General features: G+C 42.5%; 17 protein-coding genes. 10 read left to right on the top strand and 7 right to left on the bottom strand.

Annotated features, from left to right (window positions below; translation table 11 throughout):
* Window positions 1-745: 745 nt before the first annotated feature.
* Window positions 746-1792 (bottom strand): polysaccharide deacetylase family protein, encoded by a 1047-nt coding sequence (locus tag Q4557_RS06630; protein ID WP_102439437.1) that lies wholly within the window; start codon window positions 1790-1792, stop codon window positions 746-748.
* 9 nt (window positions 1793-1801) lie between these two features.
* On the opposite strand from Q4557_RS06630, the gene dinF reads away from it, so the two are divergent.
* The 3 genes from dinF (at window position 1802) to Q4557_RS06615 (ending at window position 7189) form a co-directional block, all read left to right on the top strand.
* Entirely contained in the window at window positions 1802-3139 is a 1338-nt protein-coding gene (dinF, locus tag Q4557_RS06625; RefSeq protein WP_102476154.1) for an MATE family efflux transporter DinF, read from the top strand.
* 86 nt (window positions 3140-3225) lie between these two features.
* A complete protein-coding gene (locus Q4557_RS06620) occupies window positions 3226-5151 on the top strand; it encodes a S9 family peptidase (RefSeq protein WP_303411529.1) in 1926 nt (641 codons plus the stop codon).
* An 85-nt stretch (window positions 5152-5236) separates the two neighbouring features.
* The gene (locus Q4557_RS06615; RefSeq protein ID WP_303411527.1) at window positions 5237-7189 is read left to right on the top strand and encodes a S9 family peptidase; all 1953 of its coding nucleotides are present in this window, start codon (window positions 5237-5239) and stop codon (window positions 7187-7189) included.
* Window positions 7190-7303: 114 nt separating this feature from the next.
* On the opposite strand, the gene Q4557_RS06610 is transcribed toward Q4557_RS06615, so the two are convergent.
* Entirely contained in the window at window positions 7304-9442 is a 2139-nt protein-coding gene (locus Q4557_RS06610) for a TonB-dependent siderophore receptor (RefSeq protein ID WP_102439433.1), read from the bottom strand.
* Window positions 9443-10007: 565 nt separating this feature from the next.
* Here Q4557_RS06610 and Q4557_RS06605 point away from each other — a divergent pair.
* The gene (locus tag Q4557_RS06605) at window positions 10008-11087 is read left to right on the top strand and encodes a PepSY domain-containing protein (protein WP_303411525.1); all 1080 of its coding nucleotides are present in this window, start codon (window positions 10008-10010) and stop codon (window positions 11085-11087) included.
* Between the two features lie 99 nt (window positions 11088-11186).
* Here Q4557_RS06605 and Q4557_RS06600 read toward each other — a convergent pair whose 3' ends face one another.
* Window positions 11187-11774, bottom strand: coding sequence for a type II secretion system protein (locus Q4557_RS06600; protein ID WP_102531845.1), 588 nt, complete (start codon window positions 11772-11774; stop codon window positions 11187-11189).
* A gap of 156 nt (window positions 11775-11930) precedes the next feature.
* Window positions 11931-12509: a Fe-S biogenesis protein NfuA gene (gene nfuA / locus Q4557_RS06595; protein ID WP_076538256.1), complete on the bottom strand. Its 579-nt coding sequence runs from the start codon at window positions 12507-12509 to the stop codon at window positions 11931-11933.
* 192 nt (window positions 12510-12701) lie between these two features.
* Between nfuA and Q4557_RS06590 the strand changes: the two genes are divergently transcribed.
* Entirely contained in the window at window positions 12702-15326 is a 2625-nt protein-coding gene (locus Q4557_RS06590) for a M14 family metallopeptidase (RefSeq protein ID WP_303411522.1), read from the top strand.
* A gap of 23 nt (window positions 15327-15349) precedes the next feature.
* Here Q4557_RS06590 and Q4557_RS06585 read toward each other — a convergent pair whose 3' ends face one another.
* Window positions 15350-16066, bottom strand: a complete 717-nt coding sequence (locus Q4557_RS06585) for a ComF family protein (protein ID WP_198589328.1) — start codon at window positions 16064-16066, stop codon at window positions 15350-15352.
* Window positions 16067-16270: 204 nt separating this feature from the next.
* On the opposite strand from Q4557_RS06585, the gene bioH reads away from it, so the two are divergent.
* The 3 genes from bioH (at window position 16271) to Q4557_RS06570 (ending at window position 18204) form a co-directional block, all read left to right on the top strand.
* Window positions 16271-17032, top strand: a complete 762-nt coding sequence (gene bioH, locus Q4557_RS06580) for a pimeloyl-ACP methyl ester esterase BioH (protein WP_303411544.1) — start codon at window positions 16271-16273, stop codon at window positions 17030-17032.
* A gap of 66 nt (window positions 17033-17098) precedes the next feature.
* The gene (locus Q4557_RS06575) at window positions 17099-17635 is read left to right on the top strand and encodes a hypothetical protein (RefSeq protein ID WP_303411520.1); all 537 of its coding nucleotides are present in this window, start codon (window positions 17099-17101) and stop codon (window positions 17633-17635) included.
* Between the two features lie 278 nt (window positions 17636-17913).
* Window positions 17914-18204, top strand: coding sequence for a putative quinol monooxygenase (locus Q4557_RS06570; protein ID WP_102439428.1), 291 nt, complete (start codon window positions 17914-17916; stop codon window positions 18202-18204).
* Window positions 18205-18313: 109 nt separating this feature from the next.
* On the opposite strand, the gene Q4557_RS06565 is transcribed toward Q4557_RS06570, so the two are convergent.
* Together Q4557_RS06565 and Q4557_RS06560 are read right to left on the bottom strand one after the other, a co-directional pair.
* Entirely contained in the window at window positions 18314-20659 is a 2346-nt protein-coding gene (locus Q4557_RS06565) for a Tex family protein (protein ID WP_303411516.1), read from the bottom strand.
* Window positions 20660-20902: 243 nt separating this feature from the next.
* Entirely contained in the window at window positions 20903-21841 is a 939-nt protein-coding gene (locus tag Q4557_RS06560; RefSeq protein WP_303411514.1) for a helix-turn-helix transcriptional regulator, read from the bottom strand.
* A 284-nt stretch (window positions 21842-22125) separates the two neighbouring features.
* Here Q4557_RS06560 and Q4557_RS06555 point away from each other — a divergent pair, with 284 nt between their 5' ends.
* Both Q4557_RS06555 and Q4557_RS06550 read left to right on the top strand, forming a co-directional pair.
* Window positions 22126-22986: a DmsE family decaheme c-type cytochrome gene (locus Q4557_RS06555; RefSeq protein WP_277869095.1), complete on the top strand. Its 861-nt coding sequence runs from the start codon at window positions 22126-22128 to the stop codon at window positions 22984-22986.
* Between the two features lie 15 nt (window positions 22987-23001).
* On the top strand, window positions 23002-24993 hold the full coding sequence (locus Q4557_RS06550) for an MtrB/PioB family decaheme-associated outer membrane protein (RefSeq protein WP_303411512.1): 1992 nt from the start codon (window positions 23002-23004) through the stop codon (window positions 24991-24993).
* Window positions 24994-25026: the final 33 nt, after the last annotated feature.

Here is a 25026-nt window from a genome sequence, read left to right as displayed (position 1 = left end):
TCTATTGAAGGTGATATTAGATTATTGAGGGTAAATACAAATGACTAAACCTCGAGAGATATCCATTTCAAACACATTTCGGGGCATAAACGAGTTACCAGCACCAACTTTATACTTCATTTTTATTGGCTAAATTACGGAAGACCATAACTTCAACTTAATCCATTGCCTGCCGCAGGTGATGTATAGGATATACAAATGTCGCGATCACATGGATGTGAAAGAGCGACCTTATGTGCAGATACAACTGCGAGACGCTGCAAGTACGTCCATGTAAGCTCTGCCAAAACATCCCTGTTTTGGAAGCTCGCTGCTGCATCTACACTGGGATTTTCATTTCTTCGATTTGACTGTATTCGTGATAAATTTAAGAGCTAAAAGGCTCAAAAGATCAAGAGTCTAATCTGCTAAAAGGCTCAATTTGAATTGAGGGCGTTGAAGAAAATAGCGTGATGCTCACATGGATGTGAGCATAGCTTTCGCGGTGCAGGGATGCACCATCGGAAGCGTTAGCGTTAGCATTTTCACTCTTTGCAATAAAGAGGTGACCGAAGCGGTTTACAAACGACGTTGAAAGCTGGATCAATCCCCATCGAAAATCATGCGCTTTTCAGCATTTTTCGTCGGGGGCGGCAGGGTGATCCAAGAGGGTATTGCTGTTGATACCCTTTTGGTCGGGTGTGGGTGGAAAACCCACGATGTTAATCCAAACGGAGTTTGGAAAAATAGCACCCAAAGAAAGAAGTTATTCTGTCGGCCAACTGCCATCATTATTCGGTCTTAACCAGGCTTGCGAAAACCAATAATAACCTGACTTAGTTTTACTCGGTGCAGTGCAGTTATAACGGCTTCGACCTGCAGGTAAGTTTGCTGAAGCTTGAATATTAAACTCAGTTTCAGAAACCCAAGTCGGCTTTTTAGCGCCTTGGCCTTGGACAAAACACATCACCTGATGCGGGTAAATATCAGTGGTGTCCAGCTCAACGGTTAGCTCAGGTCGCCACTGACCTTGGCTTAACTGTGGGTCAGTGATATTTTGCTTCACCACCGGCATATTGAGGCTAGTAAACTTGACTTTTAAACTGTCTAAATCAGCATAAGGGCCCGCCACAGGAAAACGTGGCAGCGCAGTCAGTATTGAGTATTTTCCCGCGGCGCCAGATTGTTGCCCTAAACCAATAAAGGCGTGCTTTTTCAGAATATCTTCAACATCGCTATTGTACTCACCATATGGGTAAGCCAGCATTTTTACACTCTGACCGGTATGCTTGTTAATTTCCGCTTCCGTTGCTAGCAAGTTTGCTTCGATTCTATCAAGCCATTGCTGCTTAGATTCGCCATCAAGCTTACGATTTAGATGCTCATGGGCCCAGCTATGGTTGGCGATTGTAGCGCCCTTTTCAGTGAGCGTTTTAATATCATCCCAACTCATCATGCCGCGATAGCCTTTTTCAATCGGCTCTACTGACACAAATACTGTATAAGGAAAATCATATTTGGCTAATATGGGCGCCGCAGCCATACCGATACTGTCATAGCCATCATCAAAGGTAATAACGATGCTTTTATCCGCTAATGGCGTGTTATTCTTTAGCGCATTTACCGCTTGGGTTAATGGAATGATGGTAAACTCGTTTTCAGCAAGGTATTGCATTTGCTCTTCAAATTGAGCTGGCGTCACACTGGTACTTGCAGGTGTAGTTTCTGACACATGATGATATTGCAAGATCACCACGGCATTGGCATTAAGTGATATTAACCACAATAACCCCAATAGAGTTCGTTTTAACATATTATTCCTATGTCCATAAAAGCATTACTTTTTAACAGCCAAAAAAACCGGCAGCTTTTTGCTTTAGCCTTGCCGATGATTTTATCGAATATCACCATACCGTTATTAGGTTTAGTCGATACCGCAGTCATCGGCCATTTAAGTGAGGCCTATTATTTAGGCGGGGTGGCGCTTGGCAGCACAATTATTACTTTAATTGTCTGGTTGCTGGGCTTTTTGCGCATGTCCACCACGGGGCTGGTCGCCCAAGCTTACGGCGCTAATGATACCGTAACTCAGCAAAAATTGCTGGTGCAAGGCGCTTGCCTTGCATTGCTGTTTGGTGGCGCAGCAGTGTTATTGCAGCAACCGCTGCTCGATTTTGCCATGTCTTTAAGCCAAGCCAGTGCGCAGGTGCAGCAATTTTGCCGCGAGTACGTAGAAATTCGTATTTGGTCGGTGCCATTTGCACTCTTAAATTTGGTGTTACTTGGCTGGTTACTGGGCAGGCAAGCGCCCAAGGCGGCAATGTGGCAGTTAATCATCGCCAATATCGTCAATATCGTTTTAGATGTAGTGTTTGTGATTGGCCTAAATTGGAATGTAAAAGGTGCCGCGCTTGCCTCTGTTATCGCTGATATGTGTGCCTTTACCGTTGCAGCTGTCATTGTAAAACGCGCTTTATATCAACAGGCTGATTTTAGTTTGCGTCAGTTAATGGTTCATATCAGCTTAAAAGGCTATTCACGCTTATTAAAATTAAATCGCGATATCTTTATTCGCAGCTTATGTTTGCAAGCCAGCTTTACCTTTATGACTTTTTACGGTGCGGGCTTAGGTGATGACATCATTGCCGCTAATGCGGTGCTGCTTAATTTACTGATGCTGATCTCTTACGCCTTAGATGGCATAGCTTATTATGCCGAAGCCGAAGTGGGCCGCGCGGTGGGGCAAAAAAACCTCAATTTATTACATGACTCAGTGACCCTTGCTGCGAGTTGGTCAGCGCTATTTGCCTTAGGCTTTAGCCTGTTATTTTATTTTGCGGGTAGCAATATCATTGGCTTACTCACCAATATTGAATTGGTACAACAACAAGCCGAACATTACTTAATTTGGCTAGTATTCATGCCATTGCTGGCCTTTGGGTCCTACTTATTTGATGGGGTATATATTGGCGCAGCCCAAGGTAAAATGATGCGTAATAGCATGATTTTATCGACCTTTGGGGTGTTTTTTCCCTGTTGGTATTTACTTCAAGAATACGGCAATAATGCCCTGTGGGCCGCCATGAGCGCCTTTATGTTATGCCGTAGCCTGTCGTTAGCACTGCATTACCGCTACAGTGACTGCTTTAAACAGCTATAAGCGCTCTTTATTATTGAATTAACAGTAGATTTATCAGTCCTGCGACTGATAACATCTAGTTAACAACAATAATAGGGATGATTTTAATGAAACGGATTTTTAGCTTACTAGTGACGCTTTGGCTATGCTCAGCTTCAGTTAGCGCCCAACAATTACCGCTGGAAGCATTTGCCAGCATTCCAGATGTTAGCCATGTGACCATGTCACCTAATGGCAAAAAAATAGCTTCTTTAGTCCGCTTAAATACCAATGAAATGAAAGGCTCTATTATTAATATCCTTGATATTGATACCCGTGAGTCTTTTTATCCACTGCAAACAGATAATGAAAAATTTGTTATTTTATCACTGCAATGGGCCAGTGATGATGCCTTATTAATCAAAGCTAAATTCCCTGCTGTACGCTACGGCACGCCAACTACAGAAACGAGGTTGATGAAGTATTCTATCAGTAAAAATAAAACCTCTAGCATTATCAGCAGTCGCTCTCTTAAAAAATTCAAATGGATGCCGCAAATCCAATCTAACATCATCGACTATTTGCCAAATGATAAAGAAAAACTGTTACTGGGCATTAGTGGTTTAGGTAACAAGCCCAATTTTGAGTCGGTTATTAACATCAACTTGAACAATGGAGCTTTCAAGTTTGTGCAACCAGCAGAACCAAATATCCAAGACTGGATAACCGATAGACAGCATAAAGTCAGAATTGGCATTTATCACAAAGATAGTCAGTTCAGAATTTACGAACAAGCTGACACAGGTGAAGATAGACGTGTTTTATGGGAATTTGAGGCCTTTGCTAAGGAACAAGTTTGGCCGATGGGCTTTGCGCAAGACCCCAATATTCTTTATGTAAAAGCATATCATGATGACTTATTGGCTATTTTTAAGGTTAACTTAACCGACCCAAAACTAACTAAAGAATTGGTGTTTAGCAGAGAGTCCTATGACGTTGAAGGCTCATTAATTTACTCAAGTCTCAAACAAAGAGTCATCGGCATTAATGACAGTGACGAATCTGAATATACATTTTGGGATGACGAATACGTTCGCTTAGCTAATGGACTAAATAAAGCGTTACCAGACTATCGTAATTACATCACTCAATTTAGTGACGATGAACGCCGCTATATTGTCTACTCAACCAATGCCAAAGAAGCGGGTATTTATTTCTTTGGTGATCGTGATGCCGGTGAGTTACTCCCTATCGCATACCGCTATAAAGAGTTAAACCCTGAATTATTAGCTGATACTAAAACCCTGACTTATAAAGCCAGAGACGGCTTAGAAATCGAAGCTTTTCTAACGACGCCCCAAAACAAAGAAGCTAAAAACCTACCTACTATTATTTTCCCCCATGGCGGCCCCATTAGTTATGACTCAAATAGCTTTGATTATTGGACCCAGTTTCTAGCCAACAGAGGCTATGCAGTACTGAGAATGAACTTTCGAGGTTCATCTGGTTACGGCTTTGACTTTATGCAAGCAGGGTTAAAAAGCTGGGGCTTGGATATGCAAAACGATGTTGAAGATGGTACCCGCTGGCTGATGGAGCAAGGTATTTCAGACCCTAAAAAAATATGCATTGTCGGCGCCAGTTATGGCGGTTATGCCGCACTCATGGGTGTGGCTACCACCAAAGATTTATACCAATGTGCAGTCAGTGTGGCGGGTGTCACCGATGTGGAGTATTTAGTCAAGTCTTCAAGACGTTACACTAATTTTGAAATCGTTAAAAAACAAATTGGTGATGACTATGATGCGCTATATGAGCGCTCACCATTAAGCAAAGCTAAAGACATTCATGCCCCAGTGTTACTTATTCACGGCGATAAAGATCGCGTGGTGCGCGTGCAGCACAGTGAAGATATGTTTGATAAGTTAGACGACTTAAAAAAGCCTGTGGAATATATCGAACTTGAAAACGGCGATCATTATTTAAGTAATAATGATCATCGGATTCAGACCTTTATCGCCATTGAAAAGTTTTTACATCAAAATTTACATTAAGCTTTAAATTCAGATCAGTACCCAGTAAATCAACACTGTGGTACTGATTCTTTATCAAAAAAACGTTTAAGAGAAACAATCAATAATGAAATGGATTTCCATACTAATCACCACTTTGGTGCTAAGTCAGCAAGCTTTGGCTGCCGATAATACTCCCCCAAAAACTGCCCCTAAACTCCCCGTTGAAGCCTTTGCCAGTATTCCCGATGTCAGCACTGTAAAGCTGTCACCAAATGGTAAACACATAGCATCGTTAATTTTGGACGATAGCGCCGAAGAGCCACATAAGATTGTGGCGCTGTTTAATACCGAAACGGGTCAGTTTCATATACCGCTTAAAAATGACCATGAACGCTATACCATTATTGGTTTAACCTGGGCCAGTGACGAGATTTTATTAATATCAACACTTATTCCTTCAAAGCGTTTTGGTAAAGATGCCAACGAAAGTTTGCTGATAAAGTACAATATAAAAACCGGTGAGGCGGGCAGCGTATTAACTAAAAAAGTCATCAAAAGTTTCGAGTTTATACCACAATTTCAACATCATATTGTCGATATACTCCCTAAAGATCCTCAACATATATTACTGTCAGTCGCTGGGTTTCGTTCTCGAGCATTAGAGGATAGCGTGCTAAAAGTAAACTTGTATTCCGGCAAGGTTACTATTGAGCAAAATTATCGTGAACATGTTTTCAAGTGGATGACAGATCAGCAAAATAAGGTTCGTATTGCCACTTATCGAGACCCTGATACCACCGAATATAGAACCTACGAGCAAAGTGAAGCCAATGGTGAATTACGTTTACTTTGGAAACACGAAGCATATTCAGAAGACAGCGTTATTCCTCTAGGATTTGACGTAAACCCCAATATTCTCTTCGTCAAAGCTTACCAAGATGGTTACTTTGCCATTTTTAAAGTTGATCTTAGGGATCCTACACTTCATAAAGAACTCGTATTTAGCGAAGACAATAGTGACGTTAATGCACAATTGCTGCACTCTAATATCACTCGAGAGGCCATTGGTATTGCCGCAGGTATCGATAATGAATATCACTTTTGGGATCAAGATTATCAAAAACTGATCAAGCGCTTAAAAAGCGCATTACCCGATACCCAAAACTACCTGACTCAGTTTAGTAAAAATGAACGCCGTTATATTGTTTTTGCTACAAGTCCTACTCAACCAGGGTTGTATCTTTATGGCGATCGCGATGCAAACAGGCTAGAAGTGATTGCGACCAAGTATTCGCAACTCACGCCAGATGTATTAGTCCAACCTCAAGCAATGAGTTATACCGCCAGAGATGGTTTAGAGATACCTAGCTACCTTACATTGCCCAAAGGACGTGAAGCGAAGAACTTACCTACCATTATTTTTCCCCATGGTGGACCTAATTCTTATGTTGGCGAAGAATTCGATTATTGGGCTCAGTTCTTTGCTAACCGAGATTATGCTGTACTGCAAATGAACTTTAGGGGCTCGGCGGGCTACGGGCTTAAGTTCACCACTGCTGGACATAAAAATTGGGGGAAAGAGATGCAAACAGATGTTGAAGATGGCACTCGCTATTTAATCGACCAAGGTGTTGCTGACCCAAATAACATATGCATAGTTGGCGCTAGTTACGGTGGATATGCCGCCATGATGGCAGCAGCAAAGACCCCTGAATTATACCAATGTGTGATCAGTTTTGCAGGAGTCTCTGATGTAGAAGACCTCGTCAAGCTATCCCGTTTTTATACTAGTCATGAGATGACTAAAAAGGTGTTAGGAGATGATTATGACGACCTGTATGAACGCTCTCCGATTTATCATGCTGATAAAATTAATGTGCCCATTTTATTAATCCATGGTGATAATGACAAAGTGGTACAGGTGAGCCAAAGCCGAGATATGTATCGAAAATTATCCTCGTTAGATAAACAAGTCGAATATGTTGAAATCGATAATGCCAATCACTATTTATCAAACAATCAGCACCGCTTAATGACCTTCAGAGCCATTGATAATTTTTTATCTAAAAACCTATAATTGAAGCAATGAAAAAGGCCCGCACATATTGGTATATGTGCGGGCCATTCTTTTAACACTCTATAGGTAACTGCTGAGCTAAAGCTGTTAACTAAAGCATTTAACTAAAGCAGATTAAAACTTAGCTTCAAATGCAAGGCTGAAATGTCTGCCATCACCTATGGTAACGTCGGTGTTGGTGCCGCCATCTAGGTATTCAGTATCAAATAAGTTTTTGATATTAAAGCGTACATTCATATCTGTATTGTGAACCGCAAATGAGTAAGCTGCGCCAAAATCAAATCTAACATAGTCATCTTTAACTATGGTGTTTTGAGTATTGGCAAAACGCTCACCGACATAGATAGCACCAAAGTTAAGTGCGACATCATCGGTAACTTCGTAACGAGTCCAGATATTTGCTGACCATTCAGGTGCATCTACCGGGGTTTTACCGTCTAGCTGTTCAGTATCTTGGCTGCTAGTGACATATTTTGCATCTAGATACATCATTGAGCTGGTGACGAATACATTGTCACTGACTTGTCCTTGAGCGCCCATTTCAAAACCACGGTGATGCTGCTTACCGCTTTGGGTGGTGATGTACTCATGCTCGCCAATAGGTTGCTCTAATTGTTCGCGCACTGTAACGTTGGTCACTGTGGTGTCAAAAACTGCACCAGTTAATAGTAAGCCGCCATCATACAGTTCCCATTTGGTACCGATTTCATATTGCTCACCGTACTCTGGGTCTAAGTTCATACCATTATTGACATCGTCTTCATTGTTAACGATTGACTGAGGGTTAAAACTTTTGGCGTAGTTTACATAGATACTGCCGTTATCTGAAGGCGAGTAAATAACCCCAAACTTAGGTGACACGGCATAGCTATTTTCACCATCGCCGTCTTTTTTCTGCTCGTCATAACGCAGGCCTGCCAGTACTTGCCACTGATCATTAATGGTCATTAAGTCTTGTACATAAAAACCATAATGCTTATAGCTTGACTCTGACTTAGTGGTGTCTCTGTTGTAATCCAGATCAGGTCTAGGTACATAACCACCCGGCTGAACCATCTGCGCGTCATCGCGGTCAATAAGTTGACCATAGTAATAATCGAGAATGTTAGCACCAACTAACAATTGATGTTCCATGCCAAAGCCATTTACGACACCAGTGAAATCCATATAAGCGGTTTTAAGCTGCCAATCATCGTGGCGATCAAACGCCTTAATTTGGTAACCATCGGTAGTTGGATCCATACCTGCCACCATCGATGGAGACGAATCTAAGCGCTGACGGGTAAATGATTGATGGTTATAACCTGTGGTCATTTTCCAATCATCTGATACATACCAGGTTAAATCAGCACCCAGGTTTTGCACCTCGTTGTCAGTAAAGGCCCACGACATATCCCAGATATCTTCGCGATCACCAACTAAGTCACCGTTACCATCTAACCAGCCACCGCTATCGATACCGGTTTTATCATCGGTGTAATCATAGGTCAGTGATAACATCACATCGTCATGGAGATCGAATTCAAGGTTTAAGTACCCTAAGAAACGGTCACGTTCTTGAGTATCATCGCCCTCACCGTCCTGGTATTCACGCCAGTATTTTGTATCTTGCTTAACTAATACAGTGCGGTAACGGATTGACTCAGCATCATTTAACGCGCCGCCTGCATCAAGCTGGAAGCGAGTTGAGCCGTTCTCATCGGTATCGAACCCAAAGTCAAACATGGTTTCAGAGGTGGCCTTTTTGGTCACCATATTAATCAAGCCACCTGGGCCTGATTGGCCATAAAGCATGCTTGATGGGCCTTTTAAGACTTCGACTTGCTGCAAGGTTTCAATCGGCTGCACATAGTGCGAAAACTGCTGCTGACCATTAATTAAAAAGCCACTGCCAGAATCTAATTCAAAGCCACGAATATTAAATACTTGGCGGTTCCACTTTTCACTGCCGCCGGTCACACTTGAGTCGTTAACTAATACTTCAGATAAATTAGTTGCTAACTGCTCATCAGTGACAAAATCTGGAATAACGTTCACTGATTGCGGCGTATCCATCAAGGCAATATCACCCCGCATGGCGCCTGATGACGAGCCTACTTTGTAATTATTAAAATTCATGCCTGTTACTTGAATTCGCTCAATGTTCAACTCGAAATCTAAGCCGTTATCAGTGTCATTAGTTGCTTCTTCAGCCGCTAATGAAGCTGAGGCTAAACTGGCAACAACAGCAAATGCAATAGGTGAGATTTTCATACAAAGTAGCCCTTTAAATGGCAGTAGTCGTTAATGAGATGGATTATCATTTGCATTACGGCGAAAGTGAAGCCATTTATTTAACAGAAGTAAATAACTGTGAACAAGGACACTGTTGTAAGTAAATTGTAGAAAGTTTACCTGAATAAATGTTGCATAAATGGATTAACTAATGTTCATCCAAGCTAGATGAGTTTAATCGCCAAAACTAATACAGATATTAATTATTTAAACAAAGTTACACAAAATCAGAAATTAACAAATATTAAACATGTGTGTTTGTTAGCTTAAATTTCATTATTTTTCGAAAACCTCACTTAATAGCAGCTAAAAAAATTCATTACCAAGAATTTTTATTCAAATAAACTTTTAGCTTTATACGCCCTCTACAGCTTTAAATGTGACCTCGACAACACAATGACACTTATATGCCACTCTTTACATTTCTTTAATTGCAGTTGCAAATGAGATTAATTATCATTACCCATATAGCGTGTCAGTCATAATTGTTAGCTGCTAACTTTTGTCATTGTCATCCATAAATATTTAACCTGAGAACGTAAATATGAAAGTTGTACCCGCTTTAAAGTGGTTCCATAATTGGGTCGGTTTTGTCATTAGTATTTGTATGCTGATAGTGCTGACAACGGGAGTGTATCTCGGCGGCATGGACATGCTAAAAAGAATGGATGATAAAGGCCAAACCTATGTGCCGTTAACCATTGAGCAAAAAGCACAAGCCACTGAGTATATTTTTGAGCATTACCCAAAAATGAGCAGTGTACGTTTTCCTACCGAACATACCCCTTACCTTGAAGCTGCTACCCGTGGGCAATCTATCGCTTTTGATAGCGAGTTCAATGAAATCTCCCATTACAAGGTGACAGAAATTCCGCTTTGGACCACGATGTTTTGGTTGCACAGAAACTTCTTACTGGGTGATATTGGTAAATACGTTAATGCATGGGCATCGTTCATTGGTGGCGTCATTACCCTAGTGGGTATTTACCTTTGGTGGCGAGTACGTAAAGGTTTTAGACTCAAGTACTCTATTCCAAAAGACACCAAATCAAGCAGCCTAGTTAAAAGCCACATTCAATTAGGTTTATTCATATCAGTGCCACTGTTTTTACTCTGTATTACCGGCTTTTTGATTACTTATAAAGGCTTATGGATGGATGCGCTCAAGCACAAGCCAACCGCAGAAATTAATTATCCAGTAAGTAAAGCTAACGATTGGCAAAGCCAGCTACAAACCGCGCAAGATTTATGGCCTGAATCGTTATTAGTATCGGTTAATAAACCAAGGCAGAAAAAACCCGATCCTGATGCACCAAAGGCGGCTAAACCTCAAGCGATGAATTACAGTATCAACTTTGATAGTCATGCTGATGTCTGGCTTAGAAATGCTGACAGTATCACCATGGATCATCAGCACGGCAAAATCGTATCAAGCCTGAAGCACAGCGATAGAAACTTGTCAGGTCAAGTGGCCAGCTTTGTTAGACCACTGCATGACGCATTGAATATGCCACTTAAATACGTTGTATTTATTACATTAGTCGCAGTGGTTGGTACCTTGATTCTATTATTCAGCACAGTCACTTTTTATCGACGTATATTCAAGTCAAAAAAGAAAAAGTAGCCACCTAAATTCATTTGATATTATTAAATTACAGCTATAAAAATAGCGGCTTAAAGCCGCTATTTTTATTATGTCGCATTTGATAAATAACTATCCGATTTATTCATCGATATAGGCTTGAACAGTCCCTTCTACCGAGTCATAGACAATTTTTATCTCTGCACTATTTCGACCTGCAGTATCACCAAGCGTTCGCAGTACATAAGTACATTGGGTCTCACCTGTACCGCCCGCAGCTGCATGTCGATATGATTCAAAATCCACATCATCCGAAGTATTTCTAATGGCAACCGATGGTGGGCTTTCTATCAAAGCGTTCCAAAGATCGACACACCCTTGCTGACCTTGACCAATATTGACAGGGTTGGCCATAGGGTTGTTTTTACCTGTGCCTAACGGATAGCCAAAAGCATTCATGTCGAGATCGTTATTGGCAAAGTCAGGTAGATCATTCATTGGATCGCTGCCACCAATAATTTGCCAACGTGTATGGGAAAAAGTAACCGACTGCTCAAAGGATGCCGCTACCGCCTTTACTCGGCTTATTTCAGCATCACGTTTTACATCTATAAATTTACTCGCCGCTATTACTGCTAAAATAGCCAATACAATAATAACCACTACCAGCTCAATTAAGGTAAAGCCTTGCATTTTTAACGGTTTAAATTGAGTTGTTTTTTCTGTCATGAAGTTATCCTGCTCCGTTTTCATACTTAAGTTATAGCACAAGGCTCCCACTCAGCGTAAGTTACGGCCAATAAAAAACGCGACCATATTGGCCGCGTTTAGTGTAAAATTTGAATTAGCTATTGCTGTATTTTACAACAATAAAACCTTGCAAATTTACTGGTAAGAGTGAGAACCATGTTGATGGTCAGTCACATCTTTCACACCAGAGAGCTCACCAGGGAACATCTCCAGTAACTGTTTCTCAATGCCATCTTTTAAAGTGATATCAACTTGAGAACAACCATTACAACCACCACCAAACTGCAGTACTGCAACTGCATCTTCCGTGATTTCAACTAGCATGATGTTACCACCATGGCTTGCTAACTGCGGGTTAATCTCTGATTGAATCACATATTCAATACGCTCTTTTAATGGCGCATCTGAAGACACTTTACGCATTTTAGCGTTTGGCGCTTTTAAGGTTAGCTGCGAACCTAATTGGTCAGTAACAAAATCAATGCTCGCTTCTTCTAAAAATGGTGCGCTTTTTTCGTCAACCATGGCACTGAAGCCGTTGAAAGGTAATTCAGTGTCATCCGCTTCTACAGCGTCAGGTGGACAATAAGACACGCCGCACTCAGCTTGGGCAGTACCCGGGCTGATTACAAACACACGGATATGCGTGCCTTCAGGTTGATCGGCCAGTAATTTAACAAAATGCGCCTGAGCCGTATCAGAAATGTTGATCATAAAAACTGCTCCGTTAGATAGTACTTTAAAGTGTACTAAAAATAGTACTTGAGTAATTTAGTAAGAATTAGCGCTATGATACTCCTAGTTGCGACGGCTTTGTAGTCCTGCAGTGAGCAAGTTGCATAAAAAACACCGAGAAATTGCGCTTTTTAATGGCGATTTAAGTTTAATCACTTTATGGTGATTGTATTGTTTTCTTTTTATGATGTTGTTTCTTATATGATTAGCTTCAATGCATTGTTTACTCGTCTCGCTAAAGGCACCTTTTTCGGCTTCATTATCTGTATGCCATTATTTACCGTGGCGCAGGCTGATTCCCGCATTGAGCAGCGCCTCGGGGCTGAGAAAATTAATAAAAAAATCACCCAACCTACTGAATATTTAGGTTATCCATTGGGCGAGTGGCATTTAAGACATGATCAAATTAATCACTATTTACAACTATTAGCCAGCCAAAGTTCGCGAGTTTCTTTAGATTCTGCTGGTTACTCCTATGAAAAACGCCAGCAACTTAGCGCGGTCATTACCTCAGATGACAACCAACAGCGGCTAGCTGAAATCCTCGAACAACGCAGCCAAGTAAAATACGGTGTCAAACAACAAGGTCCATTACAGCAAAGCCCATTGATTATCTGGTTGGCCTATTCAATTCATGGCGATGAAGCCAGTGGCGCCCATGCGGCGGTGGCGTTAAGCCATTACCTTGCCGCATCTGATGAAGATTGGGTAAAAGAATTACTCGATAATACGGTTATTTTACTGACTCCGACCCAGAACCCTGATGGTTTTGATCGCTTTGCTAACTGGGCAAATAGCAATCGAGGCCAAGTGATTATTACCGATCCTAATCATCGTGAGCATAATCAAGATTGGCCCGGCGGACGTTTTAATCACCATTTCGCTGATTTAAACCGTGACTGGCTATTTCTGCGCCACCCCGCCTCTCAAGGCAGAGTGGCGTTTTTCCATAAATGGCAGCCCCATTATGTAGGGGATTTCCACGAGATGTGGCAAGACCAAACCTACTTCTTTCAACCTGGTGTCGCTGATAGAGTCAATCCGCTGACCAATCCTGCCAATCAAATGTTATCCAATGAGCTAGCGGCCTATCATCGTAAAGCGCTGGATGAGGTTAAGCAGCCATATTTTAGCGGGCAGATGTTTGATGACTTTTTCTATGGTAAAGGCTCAACCTACCCAGATATCAATGGCGCTGTGGGTATTTTGTTTGAGCAAGCTAGCTCCCGTGGTCAAGCCCAAGAGTCCCCCAATGGTGTGGTCACCTTGCAAAATAGTATTGATAATCAATTTTCTACTTCACTATCAAGCCTGCAAGGCGCCCATGCGCTACGTAAAAAATTGATGACATACCAAAGTGATTTTTTTGCTCGCAACAGTAAGCGCACCCGTGACGGTAAACAAACTGGCCGCCTTATCAAAGCCCATGGCGGTAATGCCCATATCACTGAGCTTGCAACGATATTGCAGCAACACCAAATCAGCTTCAAATATCTAAACCGTGAGCTGGAAGACGATGACATACTCTTTAAGCCGTCAAACAGCCTGTTCATTCCTCAAAGTCAGCCACAGCATGACTTATTGCAAGCATTGTTTGATAAGCGCACTGAGTTTAAAGATGAAACCTTTTATGATATTTCCACTTGGAATTTTGAATCAGCTCTGGGCTTAAGTATCAGTGAAAATGCTAAACCCAACCCCAAATATCTCACCAATAACACGCCATATGTCGCGGCGACTGAGCAGCTAGATAACGCCAGCAATGTGGCCTTTATTATTGACTGGCAACAAGCGGCCGCGGCGCCCATGTTGCAGCAATTACTTAGCCAAGGGGTACAGGTTAAATACGCTAAAAAGCCCTTTAGCCTGCCTGATCGCAGCTCTAACGCCAAAAAGTCAGCAGCAATAGACTTCACAGCGGGTAGCCTGCAAATTCCCTTACGCCAGCCCAACTACAAAGGCAATATCGCCTTACTTGTTAGCCAGCTTGCCACGCAATACCAAGTAGATGTCACTGCAGCAAGCAGCTCACATACCTTAGCGGGAATGGATCTTGGCAGTGATGAATTTAGCGTGATCAACCCCATTAAGCCGTTACTGCTCACAGGCATAGATACTAACGCCTCAGAAACCGGGCAAATGTGGTATTACCTTGATCAAACGCTTGCAGCACCTGTCACTATGGTGGACAGCAATCGACTAGCAGGCATTGATTTATCAGGCTATAGCCACATTTTTATGGCTGATGGGCCTTATCATTTAATCAGTGATGCCAGCGCAAGAAAACTGGGCAAATTTGTAATGGATGGCGGCACTATCGTGGCGCAAAAGCGGGCGCTGGTATGGCTCAATAAGCGCAATATTCTTAAGTCTCAGCCTAAAACCAGACTAGAGCTGAATAAATTATTTAGCACTTCAGGGATGAGTTATGCGGATAAGTCTAAATTAAATGCCAGACAATCCATCGGCGGCGCCATTGTGGCGTTAACACTGGATGAAACCCATCCAATCAACTTTGGTTTACCTAACCCGCTGCAAGTGATGAAAAACCGTGAGATAAGCTTTAACCTCACTTCCACGCCATTTATTGTGGCGGCGGACTATACCAATGAGCCACTGATGAGCGGTTACCTTGCTAAGGAATATCAGCGCGCTTTTGCCAACACCCCAGCAATGATTGTTGAGCCCAAAGGCAAAGGGCATGTTGTGGCATTAACAGATAATTTTTTGTTTAGAAATATATGGTTAGGCTCTGAAAAAGTCTACGCCAATGCGCTGTATTTTATCCAAAAATAACTGACTAATTTACAGTCTGCCTTTCATAATAATCCCGGTGCTTCAGCCCTTGCTAAGCACCAAGTTTGCACATGGGTATAGTGCGCCGCAAATAAGCGGCTAATTTCATTCACCGTGGTGCCTGTGGTCACCACATCATCGATAAGCGCCACCCGCTGGTAGGGGTTATCTCGCTGCAACGTAAATGCATCGGCGCAATTTAAGCGTCGCTGCTTACCATTAAGTCCCGCTTGGGCCTTAGTATCAACGCAGCGCACCAATAAACTATCGTCCATCGGAATACCAATTTGCGCACTGAGCTCTTTAGCAATCAGCCAAGCTTGATTAAAACCGCGCTGCTTTAAGCGATTGCGATGTAGCGGCACCGGAATGAGCACTTGGGGAAGTTGAATTAAACCTCTGGCCGCCAAATCCATCACCCTTACGGCTAATACTTGCACCAAGGCCGCTAATGGCGCGCATTGCTGCTGATATTTAATCCCAGCTATTAACTCCCCTAAGCCTTGATGATAACTGCAAGGGGCAATGACTAACATGGGTTCAATATGCTGGCAGTGGCCGCAATACACTTGCAATAACGGCATCGATTTACCACAACCTAAACAGACTTCCTGCTGATAAAGCCCCGCCACAAGGCAGGTCTGACACACCCCCGTATGCGGTTTAGCTGCAGAGTACTGAATGATATCTTGTTGACATAACAAGCAGCGGTTAGGCAGGTTAGCTGCCACTGCAGCCATCAATGAAACTAACCGCGCTGTATGATTGTGCAAATTGAGCTTGAGGAGTTTTGAGAGTTGCCAAGCCATAGAATATCCTTATCCTGTATGACAGTTGTTTTAACCAGCGATCATTTATTAATCGCCACTTTTTGAGGTTAGCCTTTGAATCCACCAGCGCTGCACATTACTACTATTACGCCTAAAGCTATTTCTCATACAGATATGACTCATGAAAATAGCACCGACGTTATTGATATCGTATTGCTGCATGGCTGGGGGGTGAACTCTGCGGTTTTTCAGCCGCTACAAACCGCATTATCAGAGTATAGAGTGCATTATGTCGACTTGCCGGGCTTTGGTGATAGCCAAGCAAATAGCGATAATATTGAAGCATGGGCAGCGGCGTTAGCTAAAGCTCTACCAGAAAATGCCATCTGGCTTGGTTGGTCATTGGGGGGCTTAGTTGCCACTCAAATTGCCCTAAATCATCCTCAGTCGGTAAAAGCGCTGATCACTGTAGCCTCTTCGCCTTGCTTTATGGCCCAAGAGCAAAATCAGTGGCCGGGGATCGCCCCTGCAGTGCTCACGCAATTTCACCAGCAATTAAATGTCAATCTAGCCAAAACGGTCGAGCGATTTTTAGCGATTCAAGCCATGGGCAGTGACTCGGCCAAACAAGATATTGTAGCGATAAAAAAATTAGTGTTGGCTAAACCTTTACCGACCCAAGCAGTACTCGATCAAGGCTTAGATATGCTCAAAGAGGTTGATTTGCGGCCCCAGCTTAACGATATCAGCCAGCCATGGTTACGTATTTGGGGCAAATGCGATGCCTTAGTACCCAGAACCATCATCCGCCAGTTACCCCAAGCCAGTAATATTACTGACATTGTCCACAATAAAGCCTCCCATGCGCCGTTTATTTCACACCCACAGGCCTTTTTAGATGGCTTATTGCCATGGATAAAAAAACATCAAATATAGGCTATAAAACCTGCTAGCATTTGGTTATAATTTAAACATTAACTGTTTGTTTTTTAAGTGAGTGTTATGCTAATTGTCACTAATTATCCCCAAGTTCCGCTGGCAACAACGAATGTTGCAACGGATCTTGCTCGGGCGGATAATCAGCAGGCAAAGCCAATATTACCGCCACAAGCGTTAACTAAGCCCCACCATGAACGGGCGCTAAATCAAAAAAACGAATCATTATTCCGTTTAAATACCATAGAGGAAAAGCATCGCCAGCAGCGACAATCCTCAGATCAACAGAATCAGCAGCATCTATCCCAACAATCAGCTTTACAACAGCAAGCACCTCAAAGCGCACCGTTAACCGGCTTATTGCCACAACTGCTGCGAGTAGCAGCCAGAAATAATCCCACTGTTAGCCGTCGTGACATTCAACCCCAAACGCCCACTAAGTCGACTGCAATTAACAGCGATAACAATAAAAAAACCGAAGTTAAACAACAGATAAAGCAGCATTCTGATGAGTTTTATAAACAATTTGGCCAGCACATAGCCACATGTTACCAGCAATGCACCACCCCTTCGCCACTCGCTCATCTGCTGATATTAGTCTAACCCTGCTCTCACTTTAATTAACGGGCTTGATGTCTTCACTTATTATGGCCGAACGATTACTAACTAATCATTATTACCCGCTAATCATTGTATTAGGTAATAGTCGTTATTTAGGCCATAAGCATCAATCACACATTCACTTCAAAAGATTATCTATTAATTTTTGATAATAACTCAAATGACAGCCTATTTATTCACCAGTAAGTAATGGCTAATATAGCTTCATCAGCAACAGGGCTGAACCAAATTCAACTTGATACATTATAGGAACTATCATCATGGCTAGCTTAACTATCGTAGCAAACATCATTACCAAAACTGACAAAGTAGAGCTGGTTAAAGCGGAACTACTAAAACTTATGGATATAACTCGCGCTGAAGCCGGTTGCATCAATTACGACTTACATCAAGACAACGAAAACCCTGCACATTTCATGTTTTATGAAAACTGGGAAAGCCGTGAATTATGGCAAGCACACATGGGTAACGCACATTTAGCCGAGTATATGGTGGCAACCGAAGGTGCTGTTGAGCAGTTCATTTTAAACGAAATGACTCATATCGCTTAATTGGTCGCACTATAAATTTTACAAAATAAAAAGGCCTTAACAGTCACGAGTATTCTCACGATGTTAAGGCCTTTTTTGGTTTAACCCTAAGCCAAACACATTAGCGGTGTTACTTTTTCAGCTTAGCAAAGGCGTCAGCAAAGGCATTACCCATAGCGGCATTAGCTGGGGCCTTTTGCGGTTTATGGGCTGACTTTTGCCCTGATTTATTCCCGCTAGCTTTATGTGTAGGCTTGCTGTTGGCTGATTTAGATTGATTAGCGGTTTTCGCTGTGGGTAGTGCTTCATCAAGGCGCATACTTAATGCGATACGGCGACGCTCTACATCCACTTCCATCACTTTAACTTTAACCACATCACCCGCTTTAACTATGGAGTGAGGATCGCTAACAAACTTGTCAGTGAGTGACGAAATATGCACTAAACCATCTTGATGTACGCCTACATCGACAAAAGCGCCAAAGTTAGTCACATTGGTGACCACGCCTTCTAGGATCATCTCTAGCTTCAGGTCTTTAAGCTCTTCAACACCTTCTTTAAAGCTGGCGGTTTTGAACTCACCACGAGGGTCACGCCCAGGCTTGTCTAGCTCTTTCAAGATATCGCTGATGGTGGGTAAACCAAATTCATCAGTAACAAACTCGGCAGCATTTAGCTGGGATAACAATTCGCTATTACCCATTAAGCTGGCCACAGTTTGCTGCTTGGCACTGGCAATGGCTTCAACCAATTTGTAGGCTTCAGGGTGAACAGATGAACCATCTAATGGATTTTTAGCATCGCTAATACGTAAGAAACCGGCTGCTTGCTCAAAGGCCTTTGGCCCTAAACGCGCCACTTTAAGCAATTGTTTACGGCTTTCAAATTTACCGTTTTCATCGCGGTAGTTAACCACGTTTTTAGCTAAGGTTTTATTTAAACCGGCCACCTGCGCCAATAATGGTGCTGATGCCATATTTAAATCAACGCCCACGCCATTTACACAATCTTCTACGACCGCTTCAAGCGAGCTTGATAGTTGGCTTTGGCTCACATCATGTTGATATTGGCCTACGCCAATGGATTTTGGCTCAATTTTAACGAGTTCAGCTAATGGATCTTGTAGTCGACGGGCAATCGATACTGCGCCGCGGATCGATACATCTAAGTTAGGGAACTCCTCAGAAGCCAGCTCTGATGCTGAGTACACTGATGCGCCCGCTTCACTGACCATCACCTTGGTCAAGCTTGGATGCGTCTCTTTCATAAAGCTCATCACTTCAGCGGCTAATTTATCCGTTTCACGTGAGGCGGTACCATTGCCAATGGCGATGATCTCCACTTTATGCATTTTTATCAGGTTCGCTAAAGTGCGGATTGACTTGTCCCACACGTTTTGCGGCGCATGAGGGAAGATAGTGGTATGGGCCACAAACTTACCGGTGTTATCGACAATCGCCACTTTAACGCCGGTGCGCAGTCCTGGATCTAACCCCATAGTGGCTTTAGCGCCAGCAGGCGCTGCCATTAATAAATCACCTAAATTACGGGCAAACACATTAATGGCTTCAGCTTCAGCGCGCTCACGCATTTGGCTAATAAACTCGGTTTCCATTTGCAGCGCAATCTTGATGCGCCAAGTGGCGGTAACCACAGTTTTAAGCCACTGATCGACACTCGAGTCTGAAAACTTTAGTTTGAAATGATCGGCAATAATCACCACGCAATAACTGCTTTGCGCCACTTCAGCTTTAGGGTCTGCATTCATCGATAAACTGAGCGCACCTTCATTGCGGCCGCGCAGCATGGCCAGGGCCCGATGGGAAGGCACTTTAGTAATGGCTTCAGTATGCTCAAAGTAATCGCGAAATTTTGCGCCTTCTTTTTCTTTACCTTTAACTAGGCGGCTTTCAAGCACTGCCTGTTGGCTTAAATGCTTACGCACTTTTTGCAGTAAATCTGCATCTTCAGCAAAACGTTCCATTAAGATAAAACGCGCGCCGTCTAAAACCGCTTTCGCATCGCCAAAGCCGGCGTCGGCATTGATAAATTCAGCCGCTTTTGCTTCAAGATTAATACTACGATTAGCCAGTAAAAAGTCAGCTAAAGGCAACAAACCAGCTTCAATAGCAATTTGACCTTTAGTGCGGCGTTTCGGTTTAAAAGGAAGGTATAAATCTTCTAAGCGGGTTTTGCTGTCAGCGGCATTTATGGCTTGCTGCAATGCTGGGGTTAATTTGCCTTGGGTATCAATGCTAGAAAGAATAACTTGTCTGCGCTCGGCTAATTCACGTAAATAGCTTAAGCGACTATTTAGGGTTCGCAGTTGCGCATCATCTAAACCACCAGTGGCTTCTTTACGGTAGCGGGCAACAAAAGGAACGGTAGAACCATCATCGAGTAAGTTAATCGTCGCTGAGACTTGTTGCTCACGAACATTCAGTTCTTGAGCGATTATTTGAGCAATACTTGGCATAAAAGGTCTATTTGGCTTTGAATAACAAATGAGGTCAAAGATAGCATAATCAACCGCAAACGTTTATGAACAATCGATGATTTTGTGCTATTTATCTAAGCTAACTTTAGCCGTTAGCAAAGCCACACACAGTTAAATAACCGCTAAATCAGCCGCTAAAACTGCGAAATTTAATTAATAATATTACTTATGATTAATTTAATTAATAACCATTCTCATTAAACTTATTATATTAAATGTTGGTTACAGATTGTTGCAAATATTATTGCGCACATATTGAGTTGGCGTGCAGCCTGTTGATTTAGAAAAATATCGGCTAAAACTTGGTAGATCTTTAAAGCCACTTTCATATGCTGACTTTTTTATATTACCTTTATTATTTTTCAAAATAGTTATAATAGAATTCATTCTGGTATTTTGAATCATGTCTTTTACACAGCAGTTTTCAGTTCTAAGTTCACGCTGTAAACCCCTTTCTGAAACCCCAATTGAATTGGCAAGATTAGGTAAACTTAATGCTGACGGTGGCATGCTATTAGCGGCAGCTTTTACCCGTTCGCTACTGGGCAGTATTAGCTTATTGTCTGTCAATATCGGGCCAACATCTCGTTCATCTTTTGCCACTATCACTGACATCGACTGACAGTTAAAGGTCACATTATCAAACAAGTCTACATCAACACCATAGAATGCTCGCCCAAAAGGTAACTCTATGATTAAATTTAACTTATTTTTGAATGAATGACGTAAAATATGTGTAATACAGCTATAAATAAACAAGTCGTCATACTTAGATGCAATCGCTTGAGGAGCGCGTTTAGCCACTAAAGCTAAACTGTGCTGCGTTTCAATATTGCACCAATTGAGATCTGATACTTGATTATAAAATTGGGTAAATGCCAGCAGCTTTTGTGCATCACTTACCTCTGCTGACAAGTCGATATCTGTAAACTTGATGATCCGCTGAATAAAATATTGCATTAAATCAATAAAGAAATACTTATTGTCACAATTATTTTCTATATAACGTAATAAGTTAGTAATGGTATTAAAACCAATCAAATCTGTATCTGCAAGATATTTAAAGTGGTTATATTCATCAGGTAATGGAAAATTAATTAACTCGCAATATTCACACACAATCTTGGTGTGAACAGCTGGCCGGCACTTATATTTTATCATCTGAAAACATCTAAATAATATCCACATTTATTGGGCGGTTATTTTATTTGTTTTTGCCACTCAAGATGCTGACACGGATCACATATGTCGTTTTTTGATAATTCAATTGTATCGATTAGATTTCTACACATCCCTAGAATACCCCCTCTTAATTAGTACACTTTTTAACGTTTGATTTAATAAGGTCAGGTAACTTGATGAACTGGTATCGTAAATTCATAACCTATATCAGCATAACGCTCTGTTTATGCTCATTTAGTGCTATCTCTGCGCCATGGGATGACATGCCAGCAGACCAATTAGAGCAACAATTAGTTGAAAAGTTCGCTGCTGGTAAGTATTCCCCTAAAGGGGCAGACAACTGCTTAATGTGTCACCGCAAAAATGACAAAGTCATGGATATCTTCAAAGGCGCCCATGGCAACTTAACTAATAGTGACTCGCCAATGGCGGGGCTGCAGTGCGAAGCTTGTCATGGCCCTCAAGGTAACCATAACCGTGGCGGCAAAGAGCCAATGATCCAATTTGGCCAAGACAGCAAGTTATCAACCCAAGCACAAAATACCGTTTGTCAGGGCTGTCATAACGATCCAAAACAAATGGCATGGCATAACAGCACCCATAATCTTGAAGAAGTTGCCTGTGCTGATTGCCATAACATCCACGCAGCTAAAGATCCTGCCCTAGACAAACTAACCGTTAACGATACCTGCACTAGTTGTCATAGCCAAGAAAAAGCTGACATGAATAAGCGCTCATCTCATCCACTAAAATGGGATCAAATGACCTGTGTTGACTGTCATTCTCCCCATGGTTCTATGACTGAAAGCGCGTTAAATAAACCTTCTATTAATGACACTTGTTATAGCTGTCATGCAGAAATGCGCGGCCCAGTGTTATGGGAACATGCTCCAGTGACTGAAAACTGCGTCACTTGTCATAACCCACACGGCAGCGTTAACGAATCTATGCTCAACAACCGTGCTCCGCAGCTTTGTCAGCAATGCCATGCCGATGATGGCCATGCAAGTCGCGTAGTACCACAACCAGGAATGGATGCCTTTGGCGGCGGCAAAAGTTGTTTAAATTGCCACAGCCAAATTCATGGTTCTAACCACCCTGCTGGCAGCTTGCTGCAACGCTAAATGAGGACAACAACAATGAATTTTAAACTTAATTTTATTACCGCCTCATTAGTGATTGCCTCAGCCCCCGCTATGGCGGCTGACTTTGCGGTAGGTAAAGCCAATACCGCTAATGTTGATCAGCAAAAATATCAATGTCAGCGCTGTGAAGCTAACACTGGCTATAACGGCAGTATCAGTGTTGCCGCGGGTTACATTAGCAGTGATGATGTTCATGCTGCTAATGCCTTTGGTACTGATCAAGACGGCTTTGTTACTGCCGTTAGCGGTGATGTGAACTACCAAGGCGATAGCGGCTATCAAGCGAGCATTCAAGCTAACCAACTGGGGTTTGAAAACAGCTCAGCGAATGTCAGCGTCGGTAAAGCGGGACTGTTTTCAGTTGATGCCGATTACCAATTACTGACCACCTATCAGTCAGGTGATGCTCAAAGTCAGCTTTATTATGACGACGGCATGATGGTGCCAAGTGACGAGCCATACACCTTTGAGCTATCACAGCAACGTGAAAAAATGGGCTTTGGTGCCAAAGTTAAGCAAGATTTTTATCAAGGCTACCTGCGTTATGAAACCGAAGATAAAAGCGGTTACAAGAGCAGTAGCATTGTTACCCCAAGCCCGGTAAATATTGGTTTAGTTGTCGACTCGACCACTGATTCATTTACCGCAGGCGCAGCGCTTACTGGCGACAACTGGTTAACTGAACTGAGCTATTTTGGTAGTCAGTACAAAAATAATGTCAACGATTTAAGCTTACCGTATTCATACGACTTGTATGCAGCAACCCCTGACAATGAAGCCCATCAAGTATCACTGTCGGGCCAATATCAATTAGATCGCACTGTGATGTCAGGGCGCTTTATTGTTGGCCGCATGATTCAAGATGATGACCTCATTCAAGTGGCTGGTAATCCAATCCAAAACTGGGATGGTGAAGTCGACACCACAGATGCGAGCTTCAATATCACCTCAATGTTGAGCAACCGTTTACGTCTGGGTGCCAGTTATGACTACAGCAACCGTGAAAACAACAGCTCGGTATTTGAATTCCAGCAATACGACTTTAATAGCTTAAGTGGCAGCTTCAAAGAAAACGTTGCCACTGATATCGAACGCTCAAGCTATAAAGTGAATGCCAGCTACCGCATCAGCAGTGGTTACCGCTTACAAGCAGGTTACGATCGCAAAGATGTTGAACGTACTTACAGCGACCGCGAACAAACTAACGAAGACAACCTATGGGCCAAGTTCAGTATTCGCGCCATTGATAACGTCAATATCAATGTTAAAGCCAGCCACAGCAATCGCGGCGGCTCTGAGTATTTAACCAATGAGCTAACGTCATCTGAAGATAACAGCCTAATGCGTAAGTACTATCTTGCTGATAGAACCCGTAACGATATCGAGCTGCGCGTTAATCACAGCCCACTTGATTGGTTAAGCATCGACTTCACTGGACGCTACGCCATAGATGACTATGACGATACTGTTATCGGCTTAACGGAATCAGAAGATTACGGTTACGACATCAATGTAAACCTACAACTTAGCAAGCAATTATCAGCTTATGGTTTTGCCGGACAACAGTGGATTAATTCAGCTCAAGCTGGCAGCCAAAATTATAGCGACCCTGATTGGTACGCCGATATTGAAGACAAATTTATCAATATGGGCGCCGGCGTGAGCTACGGCGGATTAATGCAGGATCAACTGACTTTAGGGGCTGATTACCTATTCAGTAACTCAAGCAGTGATACCTACGTTACCAGTGATGGCACCACGCCATACGGTGATTATTATTCTTATAACCATAGCGCCAGCTTATATGCCAACTACGCCTTAAGTGACGACATGGCCTTAAAGCTGACGTACCGCTACGAACGCTATTACGACACCGATGATGCTCAAATATCGCCAAATGAAGTCCCTGGAATGGTGACGCTAGGCGAGCTTAATCACAATTATAACGCCCATCAGATCATGCTGAATTTCAGCTATCTGCTGTAGTCGTTACCAACGCGCTGAAAAAATTTTAGTAAG

The sequence above is a fragment of the Shewanella sp. 5_MG-2023 genome, assembly GCF_030547465.1.
Classification (GTDB): Bacteria; Pseudomonadota; Gammaproteobacteria; order Enterobacterales; family Shewanellaceae; genus Shewanella.
Note: the sequence above shows the minus strand (reverse complement) of the source record. Positions and strands in the feature narration are given on the sequence as shown.

What these genes read in the sequence shown, in the direction of transcription:
- Q4557_RS06620 (WP_303411529.1), top strand. Translation starts at nt 3,226, where the DNA reads ATGAAACGGATTTTTAGCTTACTAGTGACGCTTTGGCTATGCTCAGCT.
- Q4557_RS06630 (WP_102439437.1), bottom strand. Translation starts at nt 1,792, where the DNA reads ATGTTAAAACGAACTCTATTGGGGTTATTGTGGTTAATATCACTTAAT.
- Q4557_RS06570 (WP_102439428.1), top strand. Translation starts at nt 17,914, where the DNA reads ATGGCTAGCTTAACTATCGTAGCAAACATCATTACCAAAACTGACAAA.
- Q4557_RS06605 (WP_303411525.1), top strand. Translation starts at nt 10,008, where the DNA reads ATGAAAGTTGTACCCGCTTTAAAGTGGTTCCATAATTGGGTCGGTTTT.
- nfuA (WP_076538256.1), bottom strand. Translation starts at nt 12,509, where the DNA reads ATGATCAACATTTCTGATACGGCTCAGGCGCATTTTGTTAAATTACTG.
- Q4557_RS06600 (WP_102531845.1), bottom strand. Translation starts at nt 11,774, where the DNA reads ATGACAGAAAAAACAACTCAATTTAAACCGTTAAAAATGCAAGGCTTT.
- dinF (WP_102476154.1), top strand. Translation starts at nt 1,802, where the DNA reads ATGTCCATAAAAGCATTACTTTTTAACAGCCAAAAAAACCGGCAGCTT.
- Q4557_RS06560 (WP_303411514.1), bottom strand. Translation starts at nt 21,841, where the DNA reads ATGATAAAATATAAGTGCCGGCCAGCTGTTCACACCAAGATTGTGTGT.
- Q4557_RS06575 (WP_303411520.1), top strand. Translation starts at nt 17,099, where the DNA reads ATGCTAATTGTCACTAATTATCCCCAAGTTCCGCTGGCAACAACGAAT.
- Q4557_RS06585 (WP_198589328.1), bottom strand. Translation starts at nt 16,066, where the DNA reads ATGGCTGCAGTGGCAGCTAACCTGCCTAACCGCTGCTTGTTATGTCAA.
- Q4557_RS06615 (WP_303411527.1), top strand. Translation starts at nt 5,237, where the DNA reads ATGAAATGGATTTCCATACTAATCACCACTTTGGTGCTAAGTCAGCAA.
- Q4557_RS06550 (WP_303411512.1), top strand. Translation starts at nt 23,002, where the DNA reads ATGAATTTTAAACTTAATTTTATTACCGCCTCATTAGTGATTGCCTCA.
- bioH (WP_303411544.1), top strand. Translation starts at nt 16,271, where the DNA reads ATGACTCATGAAAATAGCACCGACGTTATTGATATCGTATTGCTGCAT.
- Q4557_RS06565 (WP_303411516.1), bottom strand. Translation starts at nt 20,659, where the DNA reads ATGCCAAGTATTGCTCAAATAATCGCTCAAGAACTGAATGTTCGTGAG.
- Q4557_RS06610 (WP_102439433.1), bottom strand. Translation starts at nt 9,442, where the DNA reads ATGAAAATCTCACCTATTGCATTTGCTGTTGTTGCCAGTTTAGCCTCA.
- Q4557_RS06555 (WP_277869095.1), top strand. Translation starts at nt 22,126, where the DNA reads ATGCCAGCAGACCAATTAGAGCAACAATTAGTTGAAAAGTTCGCTGCT.